The 26,336-nt window shown below is 42.8% G+C and carries 23 protein-coding genes; 17 read left to right on the top strand and 6 right to left on the bottom strand.

The window, feature by feature from the left end; genetic code table 11:
- Positions 1–1,753 precede the first annotated feature (1,753 nt).
- The 4 genes from PU629_RS20045 (at position 1,754) to PU629_RS20030 (ending at position 4,826) form a co-directional block, all read left to right on the top strand.
- On the top strand, positions 1,754–2,608 hold the full coding sequence (locus tag PU629_RS20045; protein WP_275281786.1) for an ABC transporter ATP-binding protein: 855 nt from the start codon (positions 1,754–1,756) through the stop codon (positions 2,606–2,608).
- Positions 2,601–3,257, top strand: coding sequence for an ABC-2 transporter permease (locus PU629_RS20040; RefSeq protein WP_275281785.1), 657 nt, complete (start codon positions 2,601–2,603; stop codon positions 3,255–3,257). The genes PU629_RS20045 and PU629_RS20040 overlap by 8 nt, the downstream gene beginning before the upstream one ends.
- Entirely contained in the window at positions 3,254–3,625 is a 372-nt protein-coding gene (locus PU629_RS20035) for a GntR family transcriptional regulator (protein ID WP_275281784.1), read from the top strand. Before PU629_RS20040 ends, PU629_RS20035 begins: the two co-directional genes overlap by 4 nt.
- A gap of 424 nt (positions 3,626–4,049) precedes the next feature.
- Entirely contained in the window at positions 4,050–4,826 is a 777-nt protein-coding gene (locus tag PU629_RS20030) for a MerR family transcriptional regulator (protein WP_275281783.1), read from the top strand.
- A gap of 256 nt (positions 4,827–5,082) precedes the next feature.
- Here the strand turns inward: PU629_RS20030 and PU629_RS20025 are convergent, their stop codons facing one another.
- Complete coding sequence (locus PU629_RS20025; RefSeq protein ID WP_275281782.1) at positions 5,083–5,739, bottom strand: CcdC protein domain-containing protein; 657 nt, start codon at positions 5,737–5,739, stop codon at positions 5,083–5,085.
- A 281-nt stretch (positions 5,740–6,020) separates the two neighbouring features.
- Here PU629_RS20025 and PU629_RS20020 point away from each other — a divergent pair, with 281 nt between their 5' ends.
- Together PU629_RS20020 and PU629_RS20015 are read left to right on the top strand one after the other, a co-directional pair.
- Positions 6,021–6,503, top strand: a complete 483-nt coding sequence (locus tag PU629_RS20020; protein ID WP_275281781.1) for a MarR family winged helix-turn-helix transcriptional regulator — start codon at positions 6,021–6,023, stop codon at positions 6,501–6,503.
- 171 nt (positions 6,504–6,674) lie between these two features.
- Positions 6,675–7,241 (top strand): nitroreductase family protein, encoded by a 567-nt coding sequence (locus tag PU629_RS20015; protein WP_275281780.1) that lies wholly within the window; start codon positions 6,675–6,677, stop codon positions 7,239–7,241.
- A gap of 305 nt (positions 7,242–7,546) precedes the next feature.
- Here the strand turns inward: PU629_RS20015 and PU629_RS20010 are convergent, their stop codons facing one another.
- Positions 7,547–8,263, bottom strand: coding sequence for a 3-ketoacyl-ACP reductase (locus tag PU629_RS20010; protein ID WP_275281779.1), 717 nt, complete (start codon positions 8,261–8,263; stop codon positions 7,547–7,549).
- 222 nt (positions 8,264–8,485) lie between these two features.
- Here PU629_RS20010 and PU629_RS20005 point away from each other — a divergent pair, with 222 nt between their 5' ends.
- From PU629_RS20005 to PU629_RS19995, 3 genes are read left to right on the top strand one after another with little or no spacing between them, the layout of a single operon-like run.
- On the top strand, positions 8,486–8,926 hold the full coding sequence (locus PU629_RS20005) for an acyl-CoA thioesterase (RefSeq protein WP_275281778.1): 441 nt from the start codon (positions 8,486–8,488) through the stop codon (positions 8,924–8,926).
- A 21-nt stretch (positions 8,927–8,947) separates the two neighbouring features.
- The gene (gene fabF, locus PU629_RS20000; RefSeq protein ID WP_275281777.1) at positions 8,948–10,195 is read left to right on the top strand and encodes a beta-ketoacyl-ACP synthase II; all 1,248 of its coding nucleotides are present in this window, start codon (positions 8,948–8,950) and stop codon (positions 10,193–10,195) included.
- 58 nt (positions 10,196–10,253) lie between these two features.
- Positions 10,254–11,936, top strand: a complete 1,683-nt coding sequence (locus PU629_RS19995; RefSeq protein WP_275281776.1) for a class I adenylate-forming enzyme family protein — start codon at positions 10,254–10,256, stop codon at positions 11,934–11,936.
- Positions 11,937–12,024: 88 nt separating this feature from the next.
- On the opposite strand, the gene PU629_RS19990 is transcribed toward PU629_RS19995, so the two are convergent.
- Entirely contained in the window at positions 12,025–13,728 is a 1,704-nt protein-coding gene (locus PU629_RS19990; RefSeq protein ID WP_275281775.1) for a histidine kinase N-terminal 7TM domain-containing diguanylate cyclase, read from the bottom strand.
- Positions 13,729–15,201: 1,473 nt separating this feature from the next.
- Here PU629_RS19990 and PU629_RS19985 point away from each other — a divergent pair.
- From PU629_RS19985 to PU629_RS19955, 7 genes are all read left to right on the top strand, one after another.
- Complete coding sequence (locus PU629_RS19985) at positions 15,202–16,455, top strand: MFS transporter (RefSeq protein WP_275281774.1); 1,254 nt, start codon at positions 15,202–15,204, stop codon at positions 16,453–16,455.
- Positions 16,456–16,530: 75 nt separating this feature from the next.
- Positions 16,531–16,872 (top strand): DUF3846 domain-containing protein, encoded by a 342-nt coding sequence (locus PU629_RS19980; protein WP_275281773.1) that lies wholly within the window; start codon positions 16,531–16,533, stop codon positions 16,870–16,872.
- A gap of 156 nt (positions 16,873–17,028) precedes the next feature.
- A complete protein-coding gene (locus PU629_RS19975; RefSeq protein ID WP_275281771.1) occupies positions 17,029–17,658 on the top strand; it encodes a hypothetical protein in 630 nt (209 codons plus the stop codon).
- A gap of 99 nt (positions 17,659–17,757) precedes the next feature.
- Positions 17,758–18,423: a ribonuclease H family protein gene (locus PU629_RS19970; protein WP_275281770.1), complete on the top strand. Its 666-nt coding sequence runs from the start codon at positions 17,758–17,760 to the stop codon at positions 18,421–18,423.
- Positions 18,424–18,767: 344 nt separating this feature from the next.
- Complete coding sequence (locus PU629_RS19965) at positions 18,768–19,685, top strand: ketopantoate reductase family protein (RefSeq protein ID WP_275281769.1); 918 nt, start codon at positions 18,768–18,770, stop codon at positions 19,683–19,685.
- Positions 19,686–19,860: 175 nt separating this feature from the next.
- Complete coding sequence (locus PU629_RS19960) at positions 19,861–20,163, top strand: MazG-like family protein (protein ID WP_275281768.1); 303 nt, start codon at positions 19,861–19,863, stop codon at positions 20,161–20,163.
- Between the two features lie 50 nt (positions 20,164–20,213).
- Positions 20,214–20,768, top strand: a complete 555-nt coding sequence (locus tag PU629_RS19955; RefSeq protein ID WP_275281767.1) for a histidine phosphatase family protein — start codon at positions 20,214–20,216, stop codon at positions 20,766–20,768.
- 646 nt (positions 20,769–21,414) lie between these two features.
- Here PU629_RS19955 and nadA read toward each other — a convergent pair.
- The 3 genes from nadA to nadB are packed head-to-tail and all read right to left on the bottom strand — an operon-like array spanning position 21,415 to position 24,909.
- Entirely contained in the window at positions 21,415–22,524 is a 1,110-nt protein-coding gene (gene nadA / locus PU629_RS19950) for a quinolinate synthase NadA (protein ID WP_275281766.1), read from the bottom strand.
- A 14-nt stretch (positions 22,525–22,538) separates the two neighbouring features.
- Complete coding sequence (nadC, locus tag PU629_RS19945; protein WP_275281765.1) at positions 22,539–23,369, bottom strand: carboxylating nicotinate-nucleotide diphosphorylase; 831 nt, start codon at positions 23,367–23,369, stop codon at positions 22,539–22,541.
- Positions 23,356–24,909: an L-aspartate oxidase gene (gene nadB / locus PU629_RS19940; protein ID WP_275281764.1), complete on the bottom strand. Its 1,554-nt coding sequence runs from the start codon at positions 24,907–24,909 to the stop codon at positions 23,356–23,358. The genes nadC and nadB overlap by 14 nt, the downstream gene beginning before the upstream one ends.
- A 262-nt stretch (positions 24,910–25,171) precedes the next feature.
- On the opposite strand from nadB, the gene PU629_RS19935 reads away from it, so the two are divergent.
- The gene (locus PU629_RS19935) at positions 25,172–26,290 is read left to right on the top strand and encodes an IscS subfamily cysteine desulfurase (RefSeq protein ID WP_275281763.1); all 1,119 of its coding nucleotides are present in this window, start codon (positions 25,172–25,174) and stop codon (positions 26,288–26,290) included.
- The last annotated feature ends 46 nt before the right edge of the window (positions 26,291–26,336 follow it).

Below are 26,336 nucleotides of genomic sequence, written 5' to 3'. Positions count from 1 at the left end.
GTTGAGAAAAAATCAAAGAAGGTTAGCCAAAAATCGTAAAAGGTCCACCAAAAATCCCAAAAGGTCGGCACAAAATCCTAGAAGGTGCAGCGCCGCCCACAAGCAGGCGAGCCCAATCCCAAAAGGTTGAGAAAAAATCAAAGAAGGTTACCCCAAAATCGTAAAAGGTCCACCAAAAATCCTAGAAGGTCGGCGCAAAATCCCAGAAGGTGCAGCGCCGCCCACAAGCAGGCGATCCCAATCCTAAAAGGTTGAGGAAAAATCCAAGAAGGTTACTCAAAAATCGTAAAAGGTCCACCAAAAATCATAGAAGGTCGGCGCAAAATCCTAGAAGGTGCAGCGCCGCCCACAAGCAGGCGAGCCCAATCCTAAAAGGTTGAGGAAAAATCAAAGAAGGTTACTCAAAAATCCCAAAAGGTCGGCGCAAAATCCCAGAAGGTGCAGCGCCGCCCACAAGCAGGCGATCCCAATCCTAAAAGGTTGAGGAAAAATCCAAGAAGGTTACTCAAAAATCCCAGAAGGTCGGCGCAAAATCCTAGAAGGTGCAGCGCCGCCCACAAGCAAGCGAGCCCAATCCCAAAAGGTTGAGAAAAAATCAAAGAAGGTTAGCCCAAAATCGTAAAAGGTCCACCAAAAATCCTAAAAGGTCGGCACAAAATCCCAGAAGGTGCAGCGCCGCCCACAAGCAGGCGATCCCAATCCTAAAAGGTTGAGGAAAAGCCAAAGAAGGTTAGCCCAAAATCGTAAAAGGTCCACCAAAAATCCCAGAAGGTCGGCACAAGATCCTAGAAGGTGCAGCGCCGCCCACAAGCAGGCGAGCTCAATCCTAAAAGGTTGAGGAAAAGCCAAAGAAGGTTAGCCCAAAATCGTAAAAGGTCCACCAAAAATCCCAGAAGGTCGGCACAAGATCCTAGAAGGTGCAGCGCCGCCCACAAGCAGGCGAGCTCAATCCTAAAAGGTTGAGGAAAAATCAGAGAAGGTTACCCAAAAATCGTAAAAGGTCCACCAAAAATCCTAAAAGGTACGCTAAAAATCCCAGAAGGTCGGCACAAAATCCTAGAAGGTGCAGCGCCGCCCACAAGCAGGCGAACTCAATCCTAAAAGGTTGAGGAAAAATCAGAGAAGGTTACCCAAAAATCGTAAAAGGTCCACCAAAAATCCTAAAAGGTACGCTAAAAATCCCAGAAGGTCGGCACAAAATCCTAGAAGGTGCAGCGCCGCCCACAAGCAGGCGAGTCCAATCCCAAAAGGTTGAGGAAAAATCCAAGAAGGTTACCCAAAAATCGTAAAAGGTCAGTCAAAAATCCCAAAAGGTCGGCGCAAAATCCCAGAAGGTCTGGCGCCGACCTTAAGCAGGCGAGCCAAATCCTAAAAGGTTGAGGAAAAACCAAAGAAGGTTACCCAAAAATCGTAAAAGATCAGTCAAAAATCCCAAAAGGTCGGCGCAAAATCCCAGAAGGTGCAGCGCCGCCCACAAGCGAACGAGCTCAATCCTAAAAGGTTGAGGAAAAATCAGAGAAGGTTACCCAAAAATCGTAAAAGGTCCACCAGAAATCCCAAAAGGTCGGCGCAAAATCCCAGAAGGTGCAGCGCCGCCCACAAGCGAACGAGCTCAATCCTAAAAGGTTGAGGAAAAATCAAAGAAGGTTACACAAAAAAATGGGTACATATAGGAAAATTTAATAGTTGACTTAAGAAGTAATGCTGCGTATATTGTGTATATACGATATGCACAATGATTAGGAGGGCTTGTATGCTGGCATTAGATGTTAGGAATTTAAATAAGAAATACGAAAATTTCGAGTTAAAGGATATATCGTTCCAGTTGGAAAAGGGCTATATTATGGGTTTCATCGGTGCTAATGGCGCGGGGAAAACAACCACCATTAAATCGATCTTGAATATTATTAATCTTGATAGCGGTGAGGTGCGTATTTGGGGTAAGAATATTGTCGAACATGAGATCGAATTGAAACAGGAAATTGGATATGCATTTGGCGATATTGACTTTTATACGCGGAGCAAAATGAAGACGTTAACCGATGTGATTAAGAAGTTCTACACGAATTGGGATGATGAAACTTATTACAACTATTTGCGGAAATTTAAATTGGATGAAAACAAAAAAATTGTTCAATTGTCGACCGGAATGAAAGTAAAGTACAACTTGGCTCTTGCCTTGTCCCATGGTGCCAAGCTTCTCATTCTGGATGAACCGACTAGCGGACTCGATCCGGTCGCAAGAGATGAACTGTTGGATATTTTTCAAGAGCTTGTAATGGATGGTGAAATCAGCATTCTGTTCTCGACGCATATTACAACTGACTTGGAGAAATGTGCCGATTTTATTACCTTTATTGAAAACGGTGAAATGATCAAGAGTGCTGACAAGGAAGAGTTTATTGCATCCTATCGCCTCCTAAATGGTGATGAAGGCCAGCTAAATCTAGTGAAGGAAGAGCTGATTTCCTACAAAAAGAATTCATTCGGTTTTACGGGATTAATCCGTTCTAGAGACTTCAATCCATCTTACAATATTAAATCAACCACGCCGAGCCTCGAGGAAATCATGATTTATTTCGCAAAAAAGGAGGATATGAATGTTTAACTTAGTGATGAAGGATATAAAATTAGGAGTAAATCCGATGTTTTTTGTATTCCCTTTTTTAACTGGTGCTTTAATGCTTGTTCCTGGGTGGATCTATTTTATTGTTCCTCTTTATTTTTGTTGGATAACAGTACCGAATATGTTTGGCGGATTTAAAACTCAGAACGATTTGATATTTACTACCATAATGCCTGTAGACAAAAAAGATATTGTAAGGGCTAGAGTGGCCGTTATTGTCATCCTGGAATTATTGCATATTGTGATTGCCATGATTTATGGTATGATAACGATTCGTTTATATCCCAAGATGATTTACTATTTCTTTGCACCGCACATGGGTTTTTGGGGATTATGTTTTGTTATGCTCGCGATCTTCAACGTGATATTTATTTCCATGTATTACAAAACAGCGTATAAGCACGGTCAAGCAACAACAGTTGCCGTTATAGTCGCGATGCTTTTTGCTGGATTTGCACAATGGCTTGGAATACAGAATTCTAGAGTAGCTGACGTTTTCAATGGAAGTGGTGCTCACAATGTCGCGCTTCAAGCATCCATTTTGATTATAGGAATTGTCATATTCATTGCTTTCACCTTGCTTGCCTATCGAATTGCGTATAAACGATTTCTACAAGTGGAGATACAATGAGAATAGCGATTTCGAACACATCTGAAAAGCCGATTTATCAGCAAATTTTCGAACAAATCAGCGCCCAAATTTTAAAAGGTGAATTAGAAGGAGGTTATTGTTTACCACCAATTCGTCAAGCAGCCAAGGAACTCCGTGTTAGTATCATCACCGTAAAGAAAGCTTGGGAGGAACTCGAGCGATGCGGTTTGATAAATACAATAACGGGTAAAGGGTGCTTTGTAGCTGAATTCTCATTCGATGAGATGCTGCGAATACGCAATGAAATGGTCTTGAAGCAGATGATTAGCGACATCTCCTATTACAAATCCTTTGGTCTTACAGTAGAAGAGGTTATCGAACTTTTGAAGAAGGCCTACAGCGTTTAAATCACTGTTTTCGAAAACTTTTGTTGCTTTTTATAAAGCGAAGATCGAATCGATTTCCGAAAGCCAGCCTACTGCTTGTTACTCATCGTGAATCGCCATCGCTGATTAACCTAGTGTTGGCTTGCTTATCCTGCAGGACACTAGGTTATGCTTATTAGAGTAAGCGGCACTGAGAAAAACGCAGCTTTGATTCGTAAACAGCCAATCGAAAATAGACGTTGTCGATACGGACCTCCATTTCGTGAAAAAACACTTTCCGATTTTGGGGGTTTTTCCATGTCCTTTATTTGGCAATTATAGCTTTTCTAGTGTTCCTTAATCGAACTTACATAAGATAGTGATAAAACAAGTGGGGAAGTAGGAACATCATTTTTTTGTGAGGGGCAAAACATTGCGAGTTGACTCTTACCTTAGAGGATCCTTTATGCTAAAAAACAATGAGAGGAGTGAAAGCATGTATACCGTTCAAGAAGTTGCAAGGATTGCTCATACGACAGTCAAAACCTTGCATTATTATCACAAGATAGGACTATTAATCCCAAAACAAACGACGGAAGCCGGGTATCGTTTGTATGGAAAACAAGACTTAGAACGATTACAGCAAATTCTTTTTTTTAAGGAACTGGATTTTCCACTCAAAGAAATTCAACAATTACTGGAAGGCACAGTAGATAGGGAGGAAACCTTAATTCAACAAAAATCTTTATTGGAACAAAAAATGGAACGATTAAAGGGTCTGATTGAGACCATTTATTCCTCTATCGAAGGTGCCAGAGAAGGAGTCGAAGTAGATATGGAGACCATGTTTAAAGGGTTTGAAACAGAAAAGGAATGGGAAGAGGCGTTAAGAGAGCAAAATGAACATTTGAAAAAAGAATACAATGTTGACTTATCGAAGGAACCACTAGATGTAGAGTCACTAAACGAATCTGCTATGGAGGCACAGTCTTTTAATAAAGAGATGATACAATTCTTGCAAGAGGGATTCCCTCCAGGCCATTCAGCCATCTTGGAACGTGTAAAAGACCATTTGATTTTTCTAAAAACAAAGGGGCATCGATCATCACCGCAAGACTTTTTAAATCAGACTGAATTTTTCATTAGGGATGACTTTCACAGAAACATGTTGGAACAACAACAAGTTGGTTACGCCTATTTTTTAAATAAAGTGGCAGAAAGCTATTGTGAACATTGTAAATAGGTACCAATTGCCCCAAAAGGGAATAAGGGATAACAGGGCTTAAGTGGCTAAAAAGTCCATTGTTGACCTTCAATCAATATTCAGGCTGGATCCAATAGGGGACCCAGTCTTTTCTTTTGCCAATAGTGTCTCAAGCCACTTATTTTGTCCTTTAGGTGTATGTCTCCCTGTATAAAAAATTTTGGATTCCAGTTCTGTTTCAAACAAATTCTATAATTAAATCTCCTAGTATAAAGGATAAGGACAGGTACTTTCTTCAATCGAGTTGGTCCCTATATAGACCTAGTACCTTCCAAATCACAAGAATAAAATAACAAATAAAATAACTGATAAACATGGCGAAAAGGAGACCTGTCCATGTATCGCCTGTCGAGGTGGAGACTTGTGATTGCCAATCAAAATTTTGAAGATCGCTAGCTGAAAAATTCAACCCTTTTTCAATTTTATATAAATGATATAGATGTGTTAGTTTTATAATTATCCTACTAAGCACAAGCGTTACGACAATAGTACCAATATAGGGGTTAGGTCGATAGTACCAAACGTGACCACGCCGTTCTATTCTTGTGGACCTGATCGAAAGCAAAGCAAGCCCAAAGCCTAATACAACTCCGATACTCTCCCACAATAAAAGTAGCCCATTGAAATGGCCAATATAGGGTGTAACACTTTGAAAGGCTTTCGTGATAAGAGCGATATGACTGAAGATAGTTGTTAAAAGCGCGATGACAATGATCATAAATAACCCAATAGCCAACCTTCTGAATAATACGGAGGTTCGAGGCAACATGAGTAAATCAATTAGAGGATGAGGCAGCGGACGCCAACCAGAAAACTTTTTAATTTTTCTATATATTATAAAAACAACAAGGAAGATAGCGATCATTATTCCTGTTAAATGGGTAGATGGCATCTGTTTAACACCTCAAAAGTTTCGCTGTAGTTTTAGTAAAGATGCCCTGTTCACAACAAAGCCCATCCATGACTCCAAGTCCACTTTTAAAAAGGACCATAAGATAAATTAAATCTAAAAGGTTAAGTTGAGCTTAATAGTTTTCCTCCAGATTCTCTTTCAAACAGCATAATTATAGTTTGTTTATAAAATGGTTTTGTTTCCAAACTGTTTATCTGACAATCCATATGGTATGATGATTTTAAAGGATTGTCAACCCGCTAAATTGAGGTGAATGTATGATGGCTGAAAATAAAGACTATAAAAGAGAAGCAATAACGATGGATCAAATGATGAGTACCGGATACCTTCTTTCCAGAGCTGGGAGAATTATTCATGAGAAGTTTGAAAGGGCCATTGAACCAATGGGACTTCGAGCTCGCCATTTCGGTTTACTAATCTGTTTGAGAAACTATGGTCCGTTATCTCAAAGTGAAGCGGCAAAGAAGATGTCAATAGATAAATCAACCATCGTTGCGATCGTAGATGATCTTGAAAAATGGGATCTAGTTGAACGAAAACGAAATATAAAAGATCGCCGACTATATGACTTAACTTTAACTAAGGATGGAATCGAAAAATTGCATAATGTCATACATGGTGTTGAGGGATTAGCAAAAGAATGGATGAAGCCCTTGAGTCAAAAAGAAATCGAAAAACTATACGAACTATTATCACGGTTATTATTTGGAACGGATGGTTTGCTAGCTGAGTTTAAATCTTAGCGTTTATAAGGTTACAGTTAGACTTATAATTACTTTTATAAAACGACGGTCTTTAACAGAGCCTTAATCAGAGGAAGAATGATGATCAAGTTTCTTTAGTTGATTTAAAATCGTCTTCTATTTATAATCCATTAGAAACAATATATTATCTTAAGGTGGGAACAATCAACCATGACAGAAACACAAACTAACCCCTATCGTCATGCTGAACATGATATTGATCCTGTTTATTTGAATCGATGGTCTCCTCGGTCTTTCTTAGACAAAGAAGTACCAGATGAGGTGCTAATGCGTATTTTTGAAGCAGCTCGCTGGGCGCCTTCTGCTATTAACCTGCAGCCGTGGAGGTTCATTATTGCTCGAACTGAAGAAGACAGAAAGAAGTTTTACTCTTTTATTAATGAAAGAAACGTTATGTGGTGTGAGAAAGCACCCGTTTTAGCCCTGCTCATTTCCGATAAAGAAGACCCTAAACACGCCTTCGATACGGGTACGGCATGGGGTTACCTTTCTTTACAAGCAGCAAGAGAAGGCTTAGTCACTCATGCGATGGGTGGTTTTGATGGAGACAAAGCTCGTGACGTGTTAAATATCCCAGACAACTTTGATTGTCAGGTCGTTATAGCCATTGGATACCAAGGAGAAAAAGAAGCCTTACCAGAAGGGTTAAAGGAACGCGAACAGCCATCTGATCGCAGACCGTTAAATGAAACCCTTTTTGAAGGAACATTTAAATAAGAAAGAGAACGAGGCTGGGATAAAACTAAACTAACTGACTTAACTTATAAATGAAAAACCGAACCCACCACATTAAAATGTGTGAACAAGTTCGGTTTTTTCTATTCGTAAACTACTTCTGTCCCAGCCTCTTTGGTCAAATAAGCTCATGGTTAGGACTAGTAGAGCTTCTTTTTTAAACAAACGTTTATTTAACAGTTATGTTCTTCTTAAGGTGTAACTCGGGCTCCATAATTTCAGTGTAATGAACGATTAATAACAAACGTTGAACTCAAGGTTGAATTCAACGTTTTTAGTCGTTTTATTTATGGATTAGTTGACCATAAACCAGCTGATTTGACGAACACTCGAGGATGCAATTTTAATGTTGAAACGATGAGTTCGGCAAGGTCTTCTGGCTGCATGACGTTATCTGCGGGTCCGTTTATTAAATTCGTATCATAAGCAAGGTCGGTGGCAACTGTGCTTGGTGTCATGGCTGTTACTCGGATGTTATGCTTTCTGACTTCCTGCATTAGAGATTCAGTTAATCCGAGAACGGCAAATTTAGAAGCGCTATAAGCACTTGTAACTGCAGCGCCGCGCTGTCCTGCAGTTGAGGAAATATTGATAATATCTCCGGACTTTTTCTCGATCATTTGTGGAAGAACGGCTCTTGTGACGTTATAGGTTCCCATCAAATTTACTTTGATGATTTGTTCCCATTCCTCTGGGGTTAAGTCAAGAAAACCGCCGAATTTTGCTGTCCCTGCGTTATTGATAAGGATATCAATGGGACCAAGCTCGGAGCTGATCTTTTCGACCGCTTGACTCACAGAAGCGAGATCAGATACATCAGCAACCGATGTGACGACTTTAATATTATAGGAAGAAAGTTCCTCAGCGACCTTCTCTAAATGACTCTCAGTTAGTCCTATAAGCCCGAGATTCACGCCTTCTTTGGCTAAAGAGATGGCTGTTGCTCGTCCGATGCCTCTTCCTGCCCCAGTAATCAATGCATGTTTTCCCTGTAATGACTGCATGTTAACACACTCCTTATTGACATAATCCTAACCATTTTGGGGATAAATGTAATCATAATCCATTTAGATGTTGACTTCCATTAATTTAACCTGTACTAAATGACTTTATAAAGGACCTTGCTTGGCAGGCATGAGCGATTCATTTTCTAATTCAAAGTTTGAGTGATAAAATAACCCATGGATTGTGTAAATTTTTATATAAAAAAGGGCGGGAGGGGGAAGATGATGAACGAGCAGATGTACTATGATTTACCCATGACTGTGACATGGGGAGATTGTGATGCTGCGGGAATCTCCTATTATGCGAAGAACTTCGATTGGTTTACGGATGCAAGATTTCAATTTCTAGAGCATTATGGCTTTCCTTATATGGAGGCCTTTCATAATCAAGGCATCTATTTAGTTTGTCTAAAGGCTGAGAGCGATTATCAAAAAATGTTAAAGCCATTAGAAAAGATCATCGTTAAAACCTCCTTGGTAAGTCTTACAAGAACTAGGATGACTTTTTCCTACAAGCTCATAAAGGAAAATGGAGAGGTTGCGGGGGAAGGCTTAACAAGACATGCTATTGTAAGTCCTGAAGGTCGACCGTTTAACCTTCAGAAGAAGTTTCCAATTCTTTGGGAGAAATTGGTAGGATGTTTTGGTGAAGGTGAGATTTAGGAAGGAAAGGGGGGTCTAGATGTGCCTAAGGAAAGGATTGTCATAACAGGGATGGGAGCTGTTACCCCGCTTGGCATTGGGGTCAGCACTTATTGGGAACAGTTAATAAGGGGCAAAAGTGGTATTGGACCTATCAAACGCTATGAGGCAGAAGATTGGCCGATCCACCTTGCAGGAGAAGTGCCAAATTTTGATCCAACTGCCTTTTTACCCAAAAAGCTCATCCGAACAACCGATATTTTCATGCAGTATGCGTTAATTGCTGCAGCGGAAGCTTTAAAAGACCGCCTGAAGGATATTAATTTGGAACGGGTGGGTGTTGTTTTAGGAACAGCACTGGGAGGGATTCAATCGATGAGTTCCTCGCAAGAACAATTATCCAGCCAAGGAAACTTTCGCTTGAGCCCACATACTGTTCCGAAGATGCTCGGCAATATTGGAGCAAGCCAAGTGGCCATCACACACGGATTAAAGGGCCCTAGCTTAACAGTGGGAACCGCTTGCTCAGCAGGTGCAGATGCGGTTGGAATAGCTTCCATGCTTCTAAATTCAGGACAGGCCGATTTGGTCATTGCTGTTGGGGCGGAATCAATTTTAACAGGATTAATGGTCGGCGGTCTGTCCTCGGCAAAAGCCCTATCATTAGAGACGGATCCTGAAATGGCCAGTCGACCGTTTGATAAAGAGAGAAACGGTTTTGTGATTGGTGAGGGAGCAGGAGCAGTGCTACTTGAGACCCTTTCATCAGCAGAAAAACGCGGCGTTCCAATTGAAGCAGAATTATTAGGCTATGCGAATCGGAATGATGCTCACCATGTCACCGCACCTGAACCGAATGGGGAGGGTGAAATGGCCTGTATTCGTCAGGCTTTGAACTCAGCTGGACTAGCCCTAGATCAGATTGATTATATCAACGCTCATGGGACCTCTACGAAATTAGGAGATCAGGTTGAAACAGCCGCCTTGAAGGCTGTTTTTGGTGAGGCACAAGCTAAGAAATTAGCGGTGAGCTCAACCAAAGGCGCAACGGGGCATTTGATGGGAGCAGGCGGGGTAACGGAATTGATAACTTGTATCAAGGCTATTCAAGACCAAGTCGTTCCTCCGACTTTAAATTATAGAAATCCTGATCCAGACTGTGATCTGGACTATGTGCCTAATGAGGCAAGATCGGTTAAGGTTAACATCGCAATGTCTAATTCCTTCGGTTTCGGAGGTCAGAACGCTTCTTTGATCGTCGGCCGATTTAATAAAAATGCGGGAAATTAAAATCCTAACAATTAAAAATAGCTTAGGCTTTAAATAAAATTCAGGAGGAAGACAAGCTATGGAACAAACTTTTACTTATGATGTCTCGATGTTCAAAGAAACTTTTGAAAAAGAGTACACTTACATCAATGGATTCATGCGAAACGTTCATCGTTTCCGGAACCGCCCAGCTGTTACTTGCCCGCTTCGTGACAAGACATGGACCTATGAAACCTTGAACCAAGAGGTTAATCAATTGGCACATGCACTCATTGAGGACAATATTAAGCCTAATGAGGTTGTCGTCTATCAATTGCCCAATTCAGTCGAATTTATCTTTAGTTATCTCGCACCACAGAAAGTAGGCGCCATTAATTGCCCGATTAATTTCCGCTTATCACCTGGGGAAACGGCTATTATATTAGATGACAGCAAGCCGGCTGTTTATCTTTATGATGCCGAATTCAAAGATATCGCTATTCAAGCTCTAGAGATGGCTTCTCATAAGCCGCGACGAGTGGTAATGGTTGACATGACAAATAGCGTAGAGGTTCCTGAAGGGCATATTAGTTATAAAGATTATACAGTCCATCATTCCACTGAAGAGCCAGAGCTAAACGTCTCGACGCATATTTATGCGGAAGTGACACGGCTTTATACATCTGGGACAACGGGCAAACCTAAAGGGGTCCCTCTTAACAATATAAATGAAGTTCTGTCCGCTCATGACGTGATCATGCATTTCCCGCTTAGTCCAATAGATAAAACGATGAACATGACACCATGGTTCCATCGCGGCGGGATCCATTCTGGAGGACCTAATCCTACCCTTTATGTCGGGGGAGAAGTGGTCATCCTTAGAAACTTTAATCCAAGAACGGCACTGGAATCGGTAGAAGAGTATGGAATTACGTTCTTAGTCGGAGTTCCCGCCATCCTCAAACTTCTCTATGCGGCACAGGTTAAGAAGCCAGCGAACTTAACTAACTTAAAAGGAATCGTCACAATGGGAGCGCCTTTTGAGAAGGCCGATTGCATTAAGTTCCAAGAAACGTTGACCCCTAATATCTTTAATGGCTACGGGACATCTGAAGCGTTCTGGAATACGTTCCTTCGTCCGTTTGATCTTCCTGAAATGTCCGGTACCGCCGGTCGTTCTTGTACGGATGACGATGTAGCGGTTGTAAAAGTATTCCCTGACCGCCGTGCGGAACCTCATGAAGTTGTCGCTAAGGATGGACAAGAGGTGGGCGAGGTCATTGTCAAAGCCCCTGCCAAAACCGCCTACGCCTATGTCAATAATGAAGCGGAATCGAAGCGTGTCTTTTATAAGGGTTGGATCTATATTGGTGATATGGGAACTTGGGATGAGAACGAGTTTATCACCATTGTCGGGAGAAAAGGCGATATGATTGTGTCTTCCGGTGAGAACATCCACCCGGTTCAAATAGAAGAGATTCTGAACCAACATCCAAAAGTAGAAGAAGCGGTTGTGGTCGGTGTTCCAGATGAACTGAGAGGCGAATCCGTTGTTGCTTATATTATTAAAAAGGATGAGTCTCTGACAGCACATGAATTGCACACCTACTGTCTGGAGCACACCTCATTAGCTGATTATAAAATTCCAAGATTCTATCGATTTATCGATGAACTTCCTTATACAGCGACCGGAAAGAAGAAGCATTTTCTTATGAGAGAGCAAGTGATTCAAGATAAAGAGAAAGGTCTTCTAGAAAGAGGACGCGGTACGAAAAAAGCTTAAGAAGGTTGAAAAATAAAAACAGGCGTTCACCTCGTGAAAATGATTTTCTCCCAGGTGAACGCCTGGCTTTTCTTGGGAAGAGATCAGGTTAGTTCAAGATAGAGTTATCATAAAGGTGATTTCTGACCGAATACTCGACTCGATTTCTTCCATTGTGCTTGGCAAGGTAGAGGGCTTGGTCAACTGTTTCAAATAAACTGACCAACTCTCCATCATAAACGCTGCTAGTCATGTAGGCTTCATCCACATGTAATAAGCCTATACTAATTGAGACAGAAATCATTTCAAGATTTGGCTGAAAGAACATGATATTTTGATGAACGGCTAATCTTATCGTCTCAGCCAGAACCTTGGCTTCTTCGAGGTCTGTCTGCGGAAGGTAGAGCAGGAATTCTTCACCGCCGTAACGTGACAGCACATCGTTGGGGCGGATGATGTGTTTGACCGTTTGAACGGTTCTGCACAGCACCTCATCTCCCATTAAATGACCATATTGATCATTTATTCTTTTGAAGTAATCAATGTCAAACAGAATGAGAGCAAATGGCTGCTTGGGAGTATAATGGACCAATTCTTGAGACAAAAGTTCAGTCATGTAGCGACGGTTATAGCAATTGGTAAGGCTGTCGGTATTCGCCATTTCTTCCAGTTGAAGATTAACTTGTGCTAATTGGTCACGTGTGCTTTCAAGAGATAAGTTGCGTTCTTGAAGCAGTTTATTTTTTTGATCCATTTCTGAAACAAGCTCGCGAAGTCTCGTCACATCTTGGAAGGTGATGGTTTGACCAATCGGATTATTCGTTTTATAAAGGATGGGAGATGCTTCCAATATAAAATGGGTTGCCGATGGCTGATCCAGGATAATATGGAGTTTGGCTGATCCACCACTTTTTAAATGGTAGGCATCTAGAAAGGCTTGTTTATCGCCTTCTACTTGAACGGTTTCTAAAAAGGAAGCTATATCGAACGTTTCTTCCAAATTAAAATCAAAATAATGGTGTAAGGCTTTGTTCATCTCGATAATTGTTTCGTTTTCATCCAATACCAGCATGCCATACGGGATGGTATTAAAGATATCCTGATGGGCAATGAGGACGATATCAAAAACTTTATAACGAACAACTGCCACTACAAAAAACAGGTCGGATAGAAAAATACCGGCAGAAGTTAAGCCTGGAATAATGGGAATAGGAAACCACTTTTTTAAAATTACATTGATAAACAAGTCAGCTAAGGAAAAGCAAGTTAGGACGATGATTCCCCAGAGAGTAAGCTTAAGTTGTTTTTTTGCAAAAATGGTAGTTTTCCTAGAGATTAAGCCTCTGATAATAAAATAGATAGAAAAAGTAAAGTAGCATAAGAGAATCAGTATGATCAACCAAAACAAAGGGCCATAAGTACGATGAACATAATTATTGTTAGAAGCTTTCACAAATAAATGGAAAGGATTCGCCGAAACAATGATGGCTGATAGGAGAGCAGGAATGAAAATAGCGATAAGGTCTTTTTCTTTTATATAGCGGGCTCGTCCGGAGAGGTAGATCGTCAGGAGTAGCCAGCCTCCGCCTAACAAGGAGAGAGCTACGAAAGAAAAAAGAACATAGGTCAATTGGGTAGTTGCGTTATGACTCAAGTCCACCATGGCCTGACTTAATGGCCAAAGCATCATAAAGAAGTGGAACATAAAATAGACTTTATGTAAGCTCGAAATGGTTACCTTTACAAAAACGATAACAAAAAGGCCTAAAAGAAGAAGAAATAATGAAAAGTCAAACCATGCTAGTTCATCCACGAAAACGGACCCCTTTATAATGTGCTGCAAGTACGCTATTATTTTACACTAGTTAGTTTTTAATGAATACATTAACTTTATAAAATACACAGAAGTTTAAATGGTGTTTTTTTTGTAGACCTTCTTGGATTTTTCGCCAACCTTCTCGGATAAATGGCAGACTTTCTTGGAATTGGAGCTAATCTGCCGTGGTCGGGGTGGACCTTCTCAGATAAAAGGTCCACCTTCTTTGATTTTTTGTAGACCTTCTCGGATTTTCCGCCAACCTTCTCGGATAAATGGCAGACCTTCTAGGAATTGGGGCTAATCTGCCGTGGTCGGGGTGGACCTTCTCAGATAAAAGGTCCACCTTCTTTGATTTTTTGTAGACCTTCTCGGATTTTTCGCCAACCTTCTCGGATAAATGGCAGACCTTCTTGGAATTGGAGCTAATCTGCCGTGGTCGGGGTGGACCTTCTCAGATAAAAGGTCCACCTTCTTGGATTTTTTGTAGACCTCCTTGGATTTTTCACCAACCTTCTCAGATAAATGGCAGACCTTCTAGGAATTGGAGCTAATCTGCCCTGGTCGGGGTGGACCTTCTCAGATAAAAGGTCCACCTTCTTTGATTTTTTGTGGACCTTCTCAGATTTTTCGCCAACCTTCTTGGATAAATGGCAGACCTTCTAGGAATTGGGGCTAATCTGTCGTGGTCGGGGTGGACCTTCTCAGATAAAAGGTCCACCTTCTTTGATTTTTTGTGGACCTTCTCGGATTTTCCGCCAACCTTCTTGGATAAATGGCAGACCTTCTAGGAATTGGGGCTAATCTGCCGTGGTCGGGGTGGACCTTCTCAGATAAAAGGTCCACCTTCTTTGATTTTTTGTAGACCTTCTCGGATTTTTCACCAACCTTCTCGGATAAATGGCAGACCTTCTAGGAATTGGGGCTAATCTGCCCTGGTCGGGGTGGACCTTCTCAGATAAAAGGTCCACCTTCTTGGATTTTTTGCCGACCTTCTCGGATTTTTCACCAACCTTCTTGGATAAATGGCAGACTTTCTTGGATATGGTGCTAATCTGCCGTGGTCGGGGTGGACCTTCTCAGATAAAAGGTCCACCTTCTTTGATATTTTGTAGACCTTCTCGGATTTTTCACCAACCTTCTCGGATAAAAGGCAGACCTTCTAGGAATTGGGGCTAATCTGCCGTGGTCGGGGTGGACCTTCTCAGATAAAAGGTCCACCTTCTTTGATTTTTTGTGGACCTTCTCGGATTTTCCGCCAACCTTCTCAGATAAAAGGCCCACCTTCTTAGTTTGAGGGCAAATAGCGAATCGACGTTACGCTCAGCAGAAATAGGCGTAACGTCAATGCGCTATCCACGGATTTTGGCGTGGTAATTTGTAAAGGGATTAGATAAGACAGATTTTTATACTATAAACGCGCAAAGTAGTATAATACTCTCTGTCTTATATTAGGGGCGGACCCAGGACATGACAATTCATTCAATCGAAAAGGTGGGAGCCTACTTGGTTCATATAGAAAAACCTATGATTAGACAGACCTCATTTTTATTCTATTGGATGGGGCAAATTCTATCCTCAACGTCCTTTCAAATGCTATCTGTCGCTATTGGTTGGCAAATGTATAGTGTCACGCACGATGCCTTTAGTTTGGGGTTTGTCGGTTTGGCGCAATTCTTGCCAATGATTTTATTGACTCTTGTCGTCGGGCATGCGGCGGACCGGTTTGACAGGCGTCTTATTGTGTTTATTTGCCGATTGGTAGAAGGCCTCATTGCGATACTACTGTTAGTTGGTAATATAGCAGGTTGGTTAGGTCGAGAGGAGATCTTAATCGCAGCGGCCGTTTTGGGTGCTTGCCGGGCATTTGAAGGTCCTTCAAGCGCTGCTTTATTGCCTCAGCTTGTATCAAAGCAATTCCTGCAGAAGGCCATTGCCTGGAGCACCTCTGGCAGCCAAGTTTCCCAGATTCTTGGCCCATCTCTTGGTGGGTTGCTCTATGCGATCAGCGGATCGTTTGTCTATTCGGTATCTGCCGTTGCTCTTTTCTTAGCAACTCTTTTTACTGTTTTTATTCGGATGGAGCCTGTCGAACGGAAGACAGAGCCCGTTACACTTGAGTCCCTCTTTAAAGGTCTTGTATTTGTCTTTAAGCACCGAGTGATTTTGGGAACGATATCGCTGGACTTGTTTGCGGTTCTTCTCGGCGGAGCAACAGCCTTACTCCCTATATTTTCACAAGATATTCTGCATACAGGTCCTTGGGGATTAGGATTAATGAGAACAGCCCCGGCTATTGGCGCTTTGCTTATGTCCTTTTACTTGGCAACTTTTCCGATCAAAAGGGCCTTTAGTGCGGCCTTATTCAGTGCACTTGGTGTCTTTGGGCTTGCTACCATGCTGTTTGCGATCTCGACCAATTTATATCTTTCTCTATTCGCTTTAATGGTTATCGGCGGTTCAGATGTCATTAGTGTTGTCATTCGTTCATCGCTCGTCCAATTGCAAACACCAGATGAGATGCGCGGCCGGGTGAATGCGGTGAACTCTCTTTTCATCGGGACATCGAATCAGTTAGGTGAGTTTGAATCCGGAATGGTGGCTGGATTTTTGGGTGCAGTACCTGCTGCTTTTATAGGCGGGCTCGGGACCATTGTTATCGCCGGGCTGTGGATGTATTTATTCCCGCCGCTTCGCCGGATCCGTTCTTTGTCAGAAAGCTGATCAGCGTTTATAAAAAAACGTTGATAAATGGTCTATAATAAATTTAGGAATATATTAATGAAGAGGAGGGGAACAATGGAAGGTTATCGCGTCGTCATTGTTTCGCCTGAAAAGGATCCAGTCGGTGAACAGTTAAGCATAAAAGAGATCCATGATTATGTAGGTGAGATGATACAAGAGCTCCCATTATTCTCAGATAAGATCGTCATGTTTAATCAACTTGCTAAAGAGCAAGATCAACCGATCAGCCGCCACATGGTTTTACGGGAAAAAGGAAATATCCCCATTACCATCAGAGGAACTTTTGTGGTTGCCAAATACATTAGCGGAAATTATGAGTCTCTAAGTGAGGCTGAAGTGAAGCAGCTTCTAGAACTATTTAAGCCAGCAGATAAAGCGAAGGCGATTTATATTTAAGCGAGCAAGAAGCGTAAATGAGTGATTAGCCTGAAAGAAAATCAGGTTTCAGAAAATGGAAAAGCCCAATTAAAAAAGGCTTCTAGTCATGTTTTACTGAGCACGTCCTTATGATTGATAAGGGCGTTTATTTTTTAAATCGAGAGGGGACAGAAGATGGAGTCATTAGATTATGTATGGTATGCAAGCTATGGATCGAATATTAATCACGACCGTTTTCTTTGTTATATCCTTGGCGGGACTCCTGAAGGGTCTTCGAAAAGAGAAATCGGGTGCCGGGATCAGTCGCTTCCGATTGAAGCAAGGAATCTGATTATCAAACATCCTCTTTATTTTACAAAAGAAGCCGATAAGTGGCAGGGAAAAGGCGTTGCTTTTATCGATTTGGAATCAATCCCAGAGACCAACACTTATAGCAGAATGTACTTAATTACAAGAGAGCAGTTCATCGATGTGGTTCGGCAGGAAAACGAACAGTCTGGGGAGTTAGAGCTTGATCTTGAAGCGGTTATTCAGAACGGATCGCATATCTTTCGCAAATCTTGGTATGGGAATGTTCTTTACTTAGGAGAAGAAGAAGGCTATCCGATTTTTACCTTTACATCGACGGAAAAGATGAAAAAGGATGAACTAAATCCTCCATCTCTGGAATATCTCCAGACCATACTAAAGGGGATTCATAAGGATATGGGCATTTCGAGGGAAGCAGTCATTGATTACATAAAAGCTGTGCCAGGTGTGGCTTCTTTTTATTCAGATCAGCAATTAGCAACGCTTGATTTTTAAAGCGGGGAAGACACACTGGTGTCAGGCTTACATGTGGATGATTTTTAAAAGCGTTGGTCATACTTGAAAAGAAGAAACCCAAAAGGTGGTGGTGGGGTCATGGATGTTCGGCTTGAGTTTACCTATAAGACGCCGCGCGGTTTGGAGACGTTGATGACTTCAAAGGAGATGCGGGCTGAGAAGGCGCTTCTAATGGTTGAGGATATGGAGCGGACCGGGCGCGTCAAATCGTTGCAAATTATAGATGGAAATGATTCAACTTGGACGGTCAAGGAGTTAAAAAAATATCTTAAAGGCGTTGAAACTGAGCCTCATGATGTGACGGTTTATTTTGACGGTGGTTATGACGTGCAAACGAGAAAATCAGGTCTCGGCTTTGCGGTGTACTTCCAACAAAATGGAAAGCATTATCGATTAAGAAAAAATGCTTGGGTTGAGGAGCTTGAATCCAATAATGAGGCCGAATATGCGGCGCTGCATTTTGCTCTTAAGGAATTAGAGGGGTTAGGGGTTCATCATTTAACCCTTAAAATAAAAGGGGATTCTCAAGTGGTGATTAGCCAGTTAAGCGGTGATTGGCCGGTCACAGAGGATACGCTGAACAGATGGGCGGACCGAGTGGAGGCCCAATTGGATAAGCTGGGTCTTAAGCCCGTGTATGAGCATGTGACAAGAAAGAGCAACCAAGAAGCCGATCAACTTGCTTCACAAGCTTTAAAAGGAATAGAGATCTCAGGTACGATCGAACTTGACCCAACTAATTGAACAGGCTAATCATGCACAAACAACATTCACGTTTAAAAAAGTGGGTGTTTTTTTTGTTGCTTTGGCGGCTTTAAATAGGTTGATTGCGGACTTGGGCGAGCGCTAGCGGCGACGCTCTGTTCGTGATCGTTTGTTTGATAAGGAAAATATTTTCGCTAAAATAGAAAGGTTTTTGTTAAACAAACGTTTAATTAATCGTTATGTTCCTATTCAGTTGGGGTTTAGTTCCGCGTTAAGGGGACATCCTCGTGGCTTAAGGGACTCTATGTGATATTTTTTAAAAAATTTCGAGATTAGAGATTAGGTTATGTGGTAAAATTAGCCTAAAAAGGTGCGTGTTGGAGATGACTATAAAGCGTGTCTCAATCATCGGTCTCGGTGCTCTTGGTATCTTATTTGGTCAGCAATTGGCTAAAAAAATGGCGAAAGCGGATTTGCGTTTTATTGCCGATCAAGATCGCATTAATCGTTATACAAAAGAAGGGGTCTTTTGTAACGGTGAGGCGTGTGATTTTAACTTTGTCAGCCCTGAGGAGCAAGTGGAGCCGGCTGACCTTATTCTTTTTACCGTCAAACAGGATGGTTTAGAACAGGCCATTCAATCAGTCAAACATCATGTTGGTGAGCACACGATTATTCTTTCTGCTTTAAACGGGATTTCGAGCGAAGCGATTATTGGAGAAGCCTATGGTCACGACAGGGTGCTTTATTGTGTGGCACAAGGAATGGACGCGGTAAAGGTAGGCAATGAGCTGACGTATCACAATAAAGGCATGCTTTGTTTTGGGGATAAAGAACCTGGTGTTGTGTCTGATAAGGTCAAACAAGTTGCCCAATTTTTTGATTCAGTGGATATTCCTTACGAAGCGGTGACGGACATGCTCCACCGGCTATGGGGGAAATTCATGCTTAACGTAGGCGTGAATCAAACCTGCGCTGTGGAACGCTGCCATTATGGAGACGTTCAAAGGGAAGGAAAAGAGAGGGATACAATGATTGCTGCCATGCGAGAGGTCATCGTCCTATCTCAGAAGGAAGGCTATCCGTTGTCGGAAGCGGATTTGGATTATTGGTTAACCGTTCTTGGGACACTTAACCCAACTGGAAAACCTTCAATGGCTCAGGACGTGGATGCCAAAAGGAAATCTGAAGTCGACTTGTTCGCTGGCACTGTCCTTACATTGGCAAAAAAACATGGCATCTTGACTCCGACCAATCAATACCTTTATGACCGTGTGAAAGCCATTGAAAGTACCTATTAACGATAATCGATAAAACGAGTGGCTAAAGGCATTTGGCAACCAGCTCCTAATGGGAGTTAGCTCATTCGGTGCGAAGCTATAATTTTTTAGCTAGGTCCGGCAGCTATATGACTTCTCATCTCTGTTGATGATCAACGTTTATAGTATTTCTGCAATTATATTAAGGGAGAGAACGATGGAGAACTTAAAACCGATTCAAAAACAAATCTATGAAAATAAAATTGAAAAAGGCTTTAATGTGACGAATGTTGAGCTTGAATTTTGCTTAACCCAAGGAGAACTAGCGGAAGCCTTTGAGGCCTATCGGAAAAAGCTCCCTTCTTTAGGAGAAGAGCTGGCAGATGTTGCTATCTATCTCTATGGGCTTGCGGAAATTCTTGGATATGACCTCGACTCAGAAATTAAACGGAAAGTTGAGATTAACAAAAAGCGGATTTACAAAAAAGTGGACGGTGTGACTATGAAAGTAGAGAGTTAACTAGACGAACCACCCCTGCATTTGTAAGTTAGCGGAGAGGAACTGTTAAAATGAAAACTATCTATCTTGTTAGACATTGCCAGGCAGAGGGGCAGCCTCCTGAAGCCAATTTAACGGAAAAAGGTAGGAAGCAAGCGGAGGCGCTAGCTGATTTTTTGGAGGAGCACCGAATCGATTGCTTGATCGCAAGCCCATTCGAGCGGGCTCGTCAAACGGTTCAGCCTTTAGCGGACCGCCTCAATATCACCATTCAATTTGATGATCGTTTAAGAGAGCGCGTTCTCTCTAATAGAGAGCTTCCAGATTGGCTCAAGCTGTTGGAGGAGAGCTTTACGGACATTGACCTTTGTCTGGATGGCGGTGAATCGAGTCGAAACGCCACTGAGAGAGGAATTGAGGTCGTTAACGAATTTCTCTCCTCGTCATATAAATCAGGGGTTTTAGTCTCTCACGGTAATCTAATTGCCTTAATCCTGAAGCACTTTGATCCTGATAAAGGCTTCGAAGACTGGAAAGCTTTAACTAATCCGGATGTTTTTCAACTAACTTTCAATGATGAAACCGCTCATCCGAATTGCCAACGAATTTGGGATGAACGGATCTAAAATAGACGAAAATTCTTTTTTTAGAGTATAACCTCAGTAAATTACAGCTCCTTGCTGGGTGGGAAGTAAAAAGATGGTGTCATAGTTAGCGGTTGGGCATGGAGCCGCTGCGGACATGAGGACAAAGCTAAGCCGCAAAGGTGTAAAGGTCATCATGTCCGCCGCTTCATGATAAACCTCTTAAGTCTATTCTTCCTACCCACAATATTTCGCGAGGAGGCAAAATAACCCTCCTGGATTTCTCTTCGCAAACCCTCAGTAAGGCTGACCGCTTAACTTTGAGGACGTCACCAAAGTCCAACAAAAAGTAGCCTTCCTTAACCAATTCTTTCTTACTCTCATGACGTTTTCTAATGCTTGCTCCCTATTTTATTCGCCTTCGTTTTGATAACTCCACCTCTTAACTCGCCTATCTAAAAGCCTCAAAACGGACACTGAGTCCATTAGAAGGGGAAAATGGGGGGGAAAGGGCAGGAAAAGTGCCTGTAACGGACTTGAGTGTTCGTTACAATAGGAAAAAGAGCAAAAATGAGCCTGTAACGGACTGAGTGTCCGTTACAATAAAAAAAGAGCCAAGAAAGGGCTGTAGCGGGCTAAAAGGCCGTTACAGCCCTGGCATTTTGGCGCTCTTGACTGGCTGTTTTCTTTATACATGCTCAAACATGCGCTCGATCGCAAGTTTGGCGTCTTTTTTGATTTCGTCAGGGACGGTAATGATGTTAGCGGGAGTCCCTGAGGCAATTTGTTCGAGTGACCACAATAAGTGAGGCAAGTCAATGCGATTCATGGTCAGGCATGGGCACATGTGCGGATTGAGGGAGTCGATCTGCTTGGTTGGGTAATCTTGCTTCAAGCGATTGACAAGATTCATCTCGGTGCCAATAGCCCAATGGCTGCCGTCCGGTGCTTCATCGATTGTCTTAATTATTTTTTGTGTGGACCCAGAAATATCAGACATTGAGACCACTTCGTGCGAACATTCAGGGTGGACTAGGATTTGAATATTAGGATCCTTCTCTCGCCAGTCACGAATATTGTCTACGGTAAACTTCTCATGGACAGAGCAATGGCCTTTCCATAAAATCATTTTACAGGCCTCAAGCTGTTCGGCCCCACCACCTTCAAAGCGACCAGCGATCGGATTCCAGACAACCATTTGCTCTAAAGGGATGCCCATGTCGGCTGCGGTGTTGCGCCCCAAATGTTGATCCGGTAAAAATAACACGCGTTCTTTTTGCGCAAATGCCCAGCGCAGCATTTTTTCAGCGTTTGAAGAAGTGACCGTAGCACCGCCATGGCGGCCACAGAAGGCTTTGATGGCGGCTGTCGAATTGACATAGGTGATCGGAATAATCGTGTCACCATAGACCGCCTGCAGTCTCTCCCATGCTTGCTCAAGCTGACGGATATTAGCCATATCTGCCATCGAGCAGCCGGCACGCATGTCGGGTAAAATCACCGTTTGATTAGCTGACGTCAGCGTATCAGCCGTTTCCGCCATAAAGTGGACGCCGCAGAAAACGATGTATTCGGCTTCCTTTGCTGCAGCAGAGATTTGAGCAAGCTGCAACGAATCCCCGGTCGCATCAGCAAACTGGATCACTTCATCTTTTTGATAATGATGACCTGGAATAAAAAGACGAGCTCCTAGTTGTTGCTTAATAGCCCGGACGCGTTTCGCCATTGCCTCTTCGGACAGGGACATAATGTGGTCAGGCAGCTGGTTCGGCTGCTTAAAAGTTTCAAGTAGGCTCACTTTTTTTCACTCCTTTATAAAAGATTGAAGCTGATATCGAGTGCTTTGACAGAGTGGGTCAAGAATCCGAGGGATATGAGATCAACACCTGTATTCGAATAAGAAGGTAAGGTATTTAAAGTGATGCCGCCGGAAGCCTCAGTTACGATATGTGGAGGAACGAGTTTTGCAAATTCACGAATTTCGTCCGGTGTCCGATTGTCAAACATGATGACATCTACTGCTGCCTCGATCGCTTCAAGCACCTGCTCGCGTGTCTCAGTCTCCACTTCAATTTTGACCATATGACCGCATTTTTCTCGCACTTTCTTGACGGCCGGAAGAATGCCGCCCATATGCTCTATGTGATTGTCTTTAATCATGACGCCGTCATATAAGCCAAACCGGTGATTGGCTCCACCTCCGCACAGTACCGCATATTTATCAAGCATCCGAAGGCCGGGAACGGTTTTTCTTGTATCGCAAATTTTGGTATGGTCAGAGTTTAATAGACTGACAGCCTGATGAGTCTGAGTGGCAATTCCGCTCATTCGTTGAACCAGATTAAGGATGACGCGCTCACGGCTTAGAAGTTCGACAACGGGTCCGTGAACTCTAAGAAGATTCTGCCCCTTTGAAATTTGGTCACCATCTTGAACGAGTGACTCCACCTTAATCGTGGAATCCGCCAAGTCATAGCCCTGCAAAAGGACATCTAACCCTGAAAATGTCCCATCAGCTTTTGCGGTAAAGAGGCCCTCAGCTTGTTCATCCTTGGAGAATATCGAGGTACTTGTAAGATCGCCATCCCCGATATCTTCAATAAAAAATTGGTTAAGAAGTTCACCCAGTTTAAACGTGTTCAATGATGCCACGCTCCCTTGTTAATCGTTTTCTAAGCCATTGCGTGTTTTCAAGTGGATAGTCCACTCGAAAATGGGCGCCTCTACTTTCTGTGCGTTCAAGCATTGAAAGGGTCATTAGCCAAGCGACGGTGATCATATTAAAGCGTTCATTTTGTGCTTTTGTGAGCTCCCGTGGAGAAATTCTAGGAAAGCTTTTAATATAGGGAGCAAGCCACGCCTTCATTTTTTGCAAATTAGAGGATTCCCTGAGTATGCCGAGATACTCTGTAACTTGGGCTTGAATCTCAAGTTTTGACGGCAAGAAGGTATCACTATCAATAAGATCATGGGCAGGTTCTAGTTTCGCAGGATCCAGAGTAGGAATCTGCTTATCTATTTGGTTAAGATACTTGGATAGTCTTAAAGCATATCCGGCCGCTTCAAGCAAGGAGTTGCTCGCAAGGCGATTAGCTCCATGCACGCCCGAACAGGCTGTTTCCCCGATCGCATAGAGATGAGCAAGGCTGGTTCGGCCGATGTCATCTGTCTTAATCCCGCCCATGATAAAATGGGCTCCAGAACTGATTGGGATCAATCCTTTCTCGAGGTCCACACCGGCCCGGCGACAAATGGCCGTAATGGTCGGGAAGCGTTCTTCAAAATGGTGAACAGGACGAATATCTAGATAGATAGTTTCCCCTAAAAGTTGTCTTGAGTAGATGGTTCTAGCAACGATATCACGAGGCGCTAAGTCCATGAGCGGATGGATGCCTTGCATAAGCCGCTCGCCTTGCTTCGTTACCAAGACGGCGCCTTCACCGCGAACGGCTTCTGAAATTAGAGCTCCGCTTATTTGATCGGTATTAAGCAGCGTAGGGTGGAATTGAATAAACTCCATATCTGTACAATGAGCACCTGCATGATAGGCCATTGCAATGCCATCGCCGGTAATGGTAATCGCATTTGTAGTGGGTTGGTACAGCTGACCAATCCCGCCTGTTGCCAGAATGACATGGGCGGCAAGGTAGAGAACGAGCTGATCTTCGGGATCCCGCGCCCAGACCCCTTTGCAGATTCCTTCTTCGACGACTAATTGAACAGCCTGGGTAGCTTGGTGAACCTTAATATGTGGTGGAAGCTTTGACCATAATGTCTCCATAATGACTTTTCCTGTTGCATCACCGCCAGCATGAACAATGCGCGAGAAGTGATGACCGCCTTCACGAGTTCGCGAAATCTCACCATTAGGAGATCGGTCAAAAGGAACACCGAGCTCAAGCAATTTTTGAAAAATAGAGGGACCTTCTTTGGTTAACGCTTGGACTCTTGTTTCTTCATTATGATAATTACCGGCAATTAACGTATCGTTTGTATGATCAAGCCAAGAATCTTCCGGGTGCGTGACACAGGCAAGCCCGCCTTGAGCTAAGTAAGAATTACAGCTCTTCCAGCTGCCCTTTGTGAGAAGTATCACATGTTGGTCGGAAGAAAGTGTATGGGCAGTCATGAGACCGGCTAGACCGCTGCCAATTATGAGTGTATCGGCATAAATTGCCTTCATGTTTACACCTCGATATTTACATGTGTCTTGACACCTATATTGACATATAAGCAAACATATGGCAAGAAAAAAGAAGTGGTAAAATGACTTATATAACCCTGCAATTCGGAGTGACACACAGAATCTTTTTAGCTTTTAAGTTCAAAATGTTGCAAAGGTAATTAAAGGAAGCCGTATTAGGGAAAGACCACTTTTTCATCATGATTTGGCAGCTTAGCAAACCATCTAATTTGCAAAAAAATGTTTAGAGAAGGGGAGAATCATGATTTATTTAGACTATGCGGCAACGACACCCATTTCAGATGAGGCTCTAGATGTCTATGTGAAAGTGTCAAAAAAATTTTTCGGAAATACGATGAGTCTTCATGATATTGGAACGGAGGCTAATGATTTATTGGAACATTGCAGGAGGCAGCTAGCGACAACAATCAATGGAGAGACTGAAGGGCTAGTCTTTACTAGCGGCGGTTCGGAGAGCAATTTGCTGGCAATTTACGGTCACGCTATGGCTTGTAAAGAAAAAGGGAATCATATTTTAGTGGCAGAAGGGGCACATGGATCTGTAAAAAGCGCACTAGGCCAACTTGAGCAGCAAGGTTTCCTTGTCGAGCGTGTGTCGCCTGATGGAAATGGACATGTTGGCATTGAACAATTAGCGCCATTATTGAAAGAGGAGACGTGTTTAGTTATCACTTCCCATGTGAACGGGGAGTTTGGTTTTATTGAGCCGATTAAGGAATTAGGGGCCTTTTTAGATGATAAGGGGGTTCGTTTTCATGTGGATGCGGTGCAAGGCTTCGGAAAGCTACCAATTGATGTAAAAAAATCTCGGTTATCAAGTATCTCGTTTTCAAGTCATAAAATCTATGGGCCTAAAGGAGTGGGCGGGCTCTATATCGACCCATCCTTATCGTTTGTTCCCCTGTTACCGTTTGGGACGCACGAAAACGGCAGGAGGCAAGGGACGGTTAATCTTCCGGGAATTGCAGCGTTTACGGAGGCGGCGATCCGGGCTATGGCCGATCGGGAAAAAAACTACCAAACTGTGCTTGATATCAAACGCTATATGATAAACGAAATGAGAGAGAGAGACTTACCGATTGTGATTGAAAGCCCACTTGAGGAGACGAGTCCCTATATTTTGGCCATGAGGGTACCGGGGACAGAAGGACAATTTGTGATGCTTGAGGCTAATCGAAAAGGTGTTGCGATCTCAACAGGCTCAGCCTGCAGTGTCCATCAGCAGAAACCCTCATCGATTCTCATGTCTATGGGAAGAAGTGTGGATGAAGCGCGGGAGGTGGTCCGCTTCTCATTTGGAAATCGGTCAACCAAAGAACATATTAATCAAGCCATTGAGGTGCTCGCTTCCCTATCATAATGAGGGGTGGACCGAATAACCTAGTGGACGCATAGGCCTGCATAAG

The sequence above is a fragment of the Pullulanibacillus sp. KACC 23026 genome (assembly GCF_029094525.1).
Taxonomy (GTDB): Bacteria; Bacillota; Bacilli; order Bacillales; family Sporolactobacillaceae; genus KACC-23026.
This window is presented reverse-complemented; position numbering and strand designations above follow the sequence as displayed.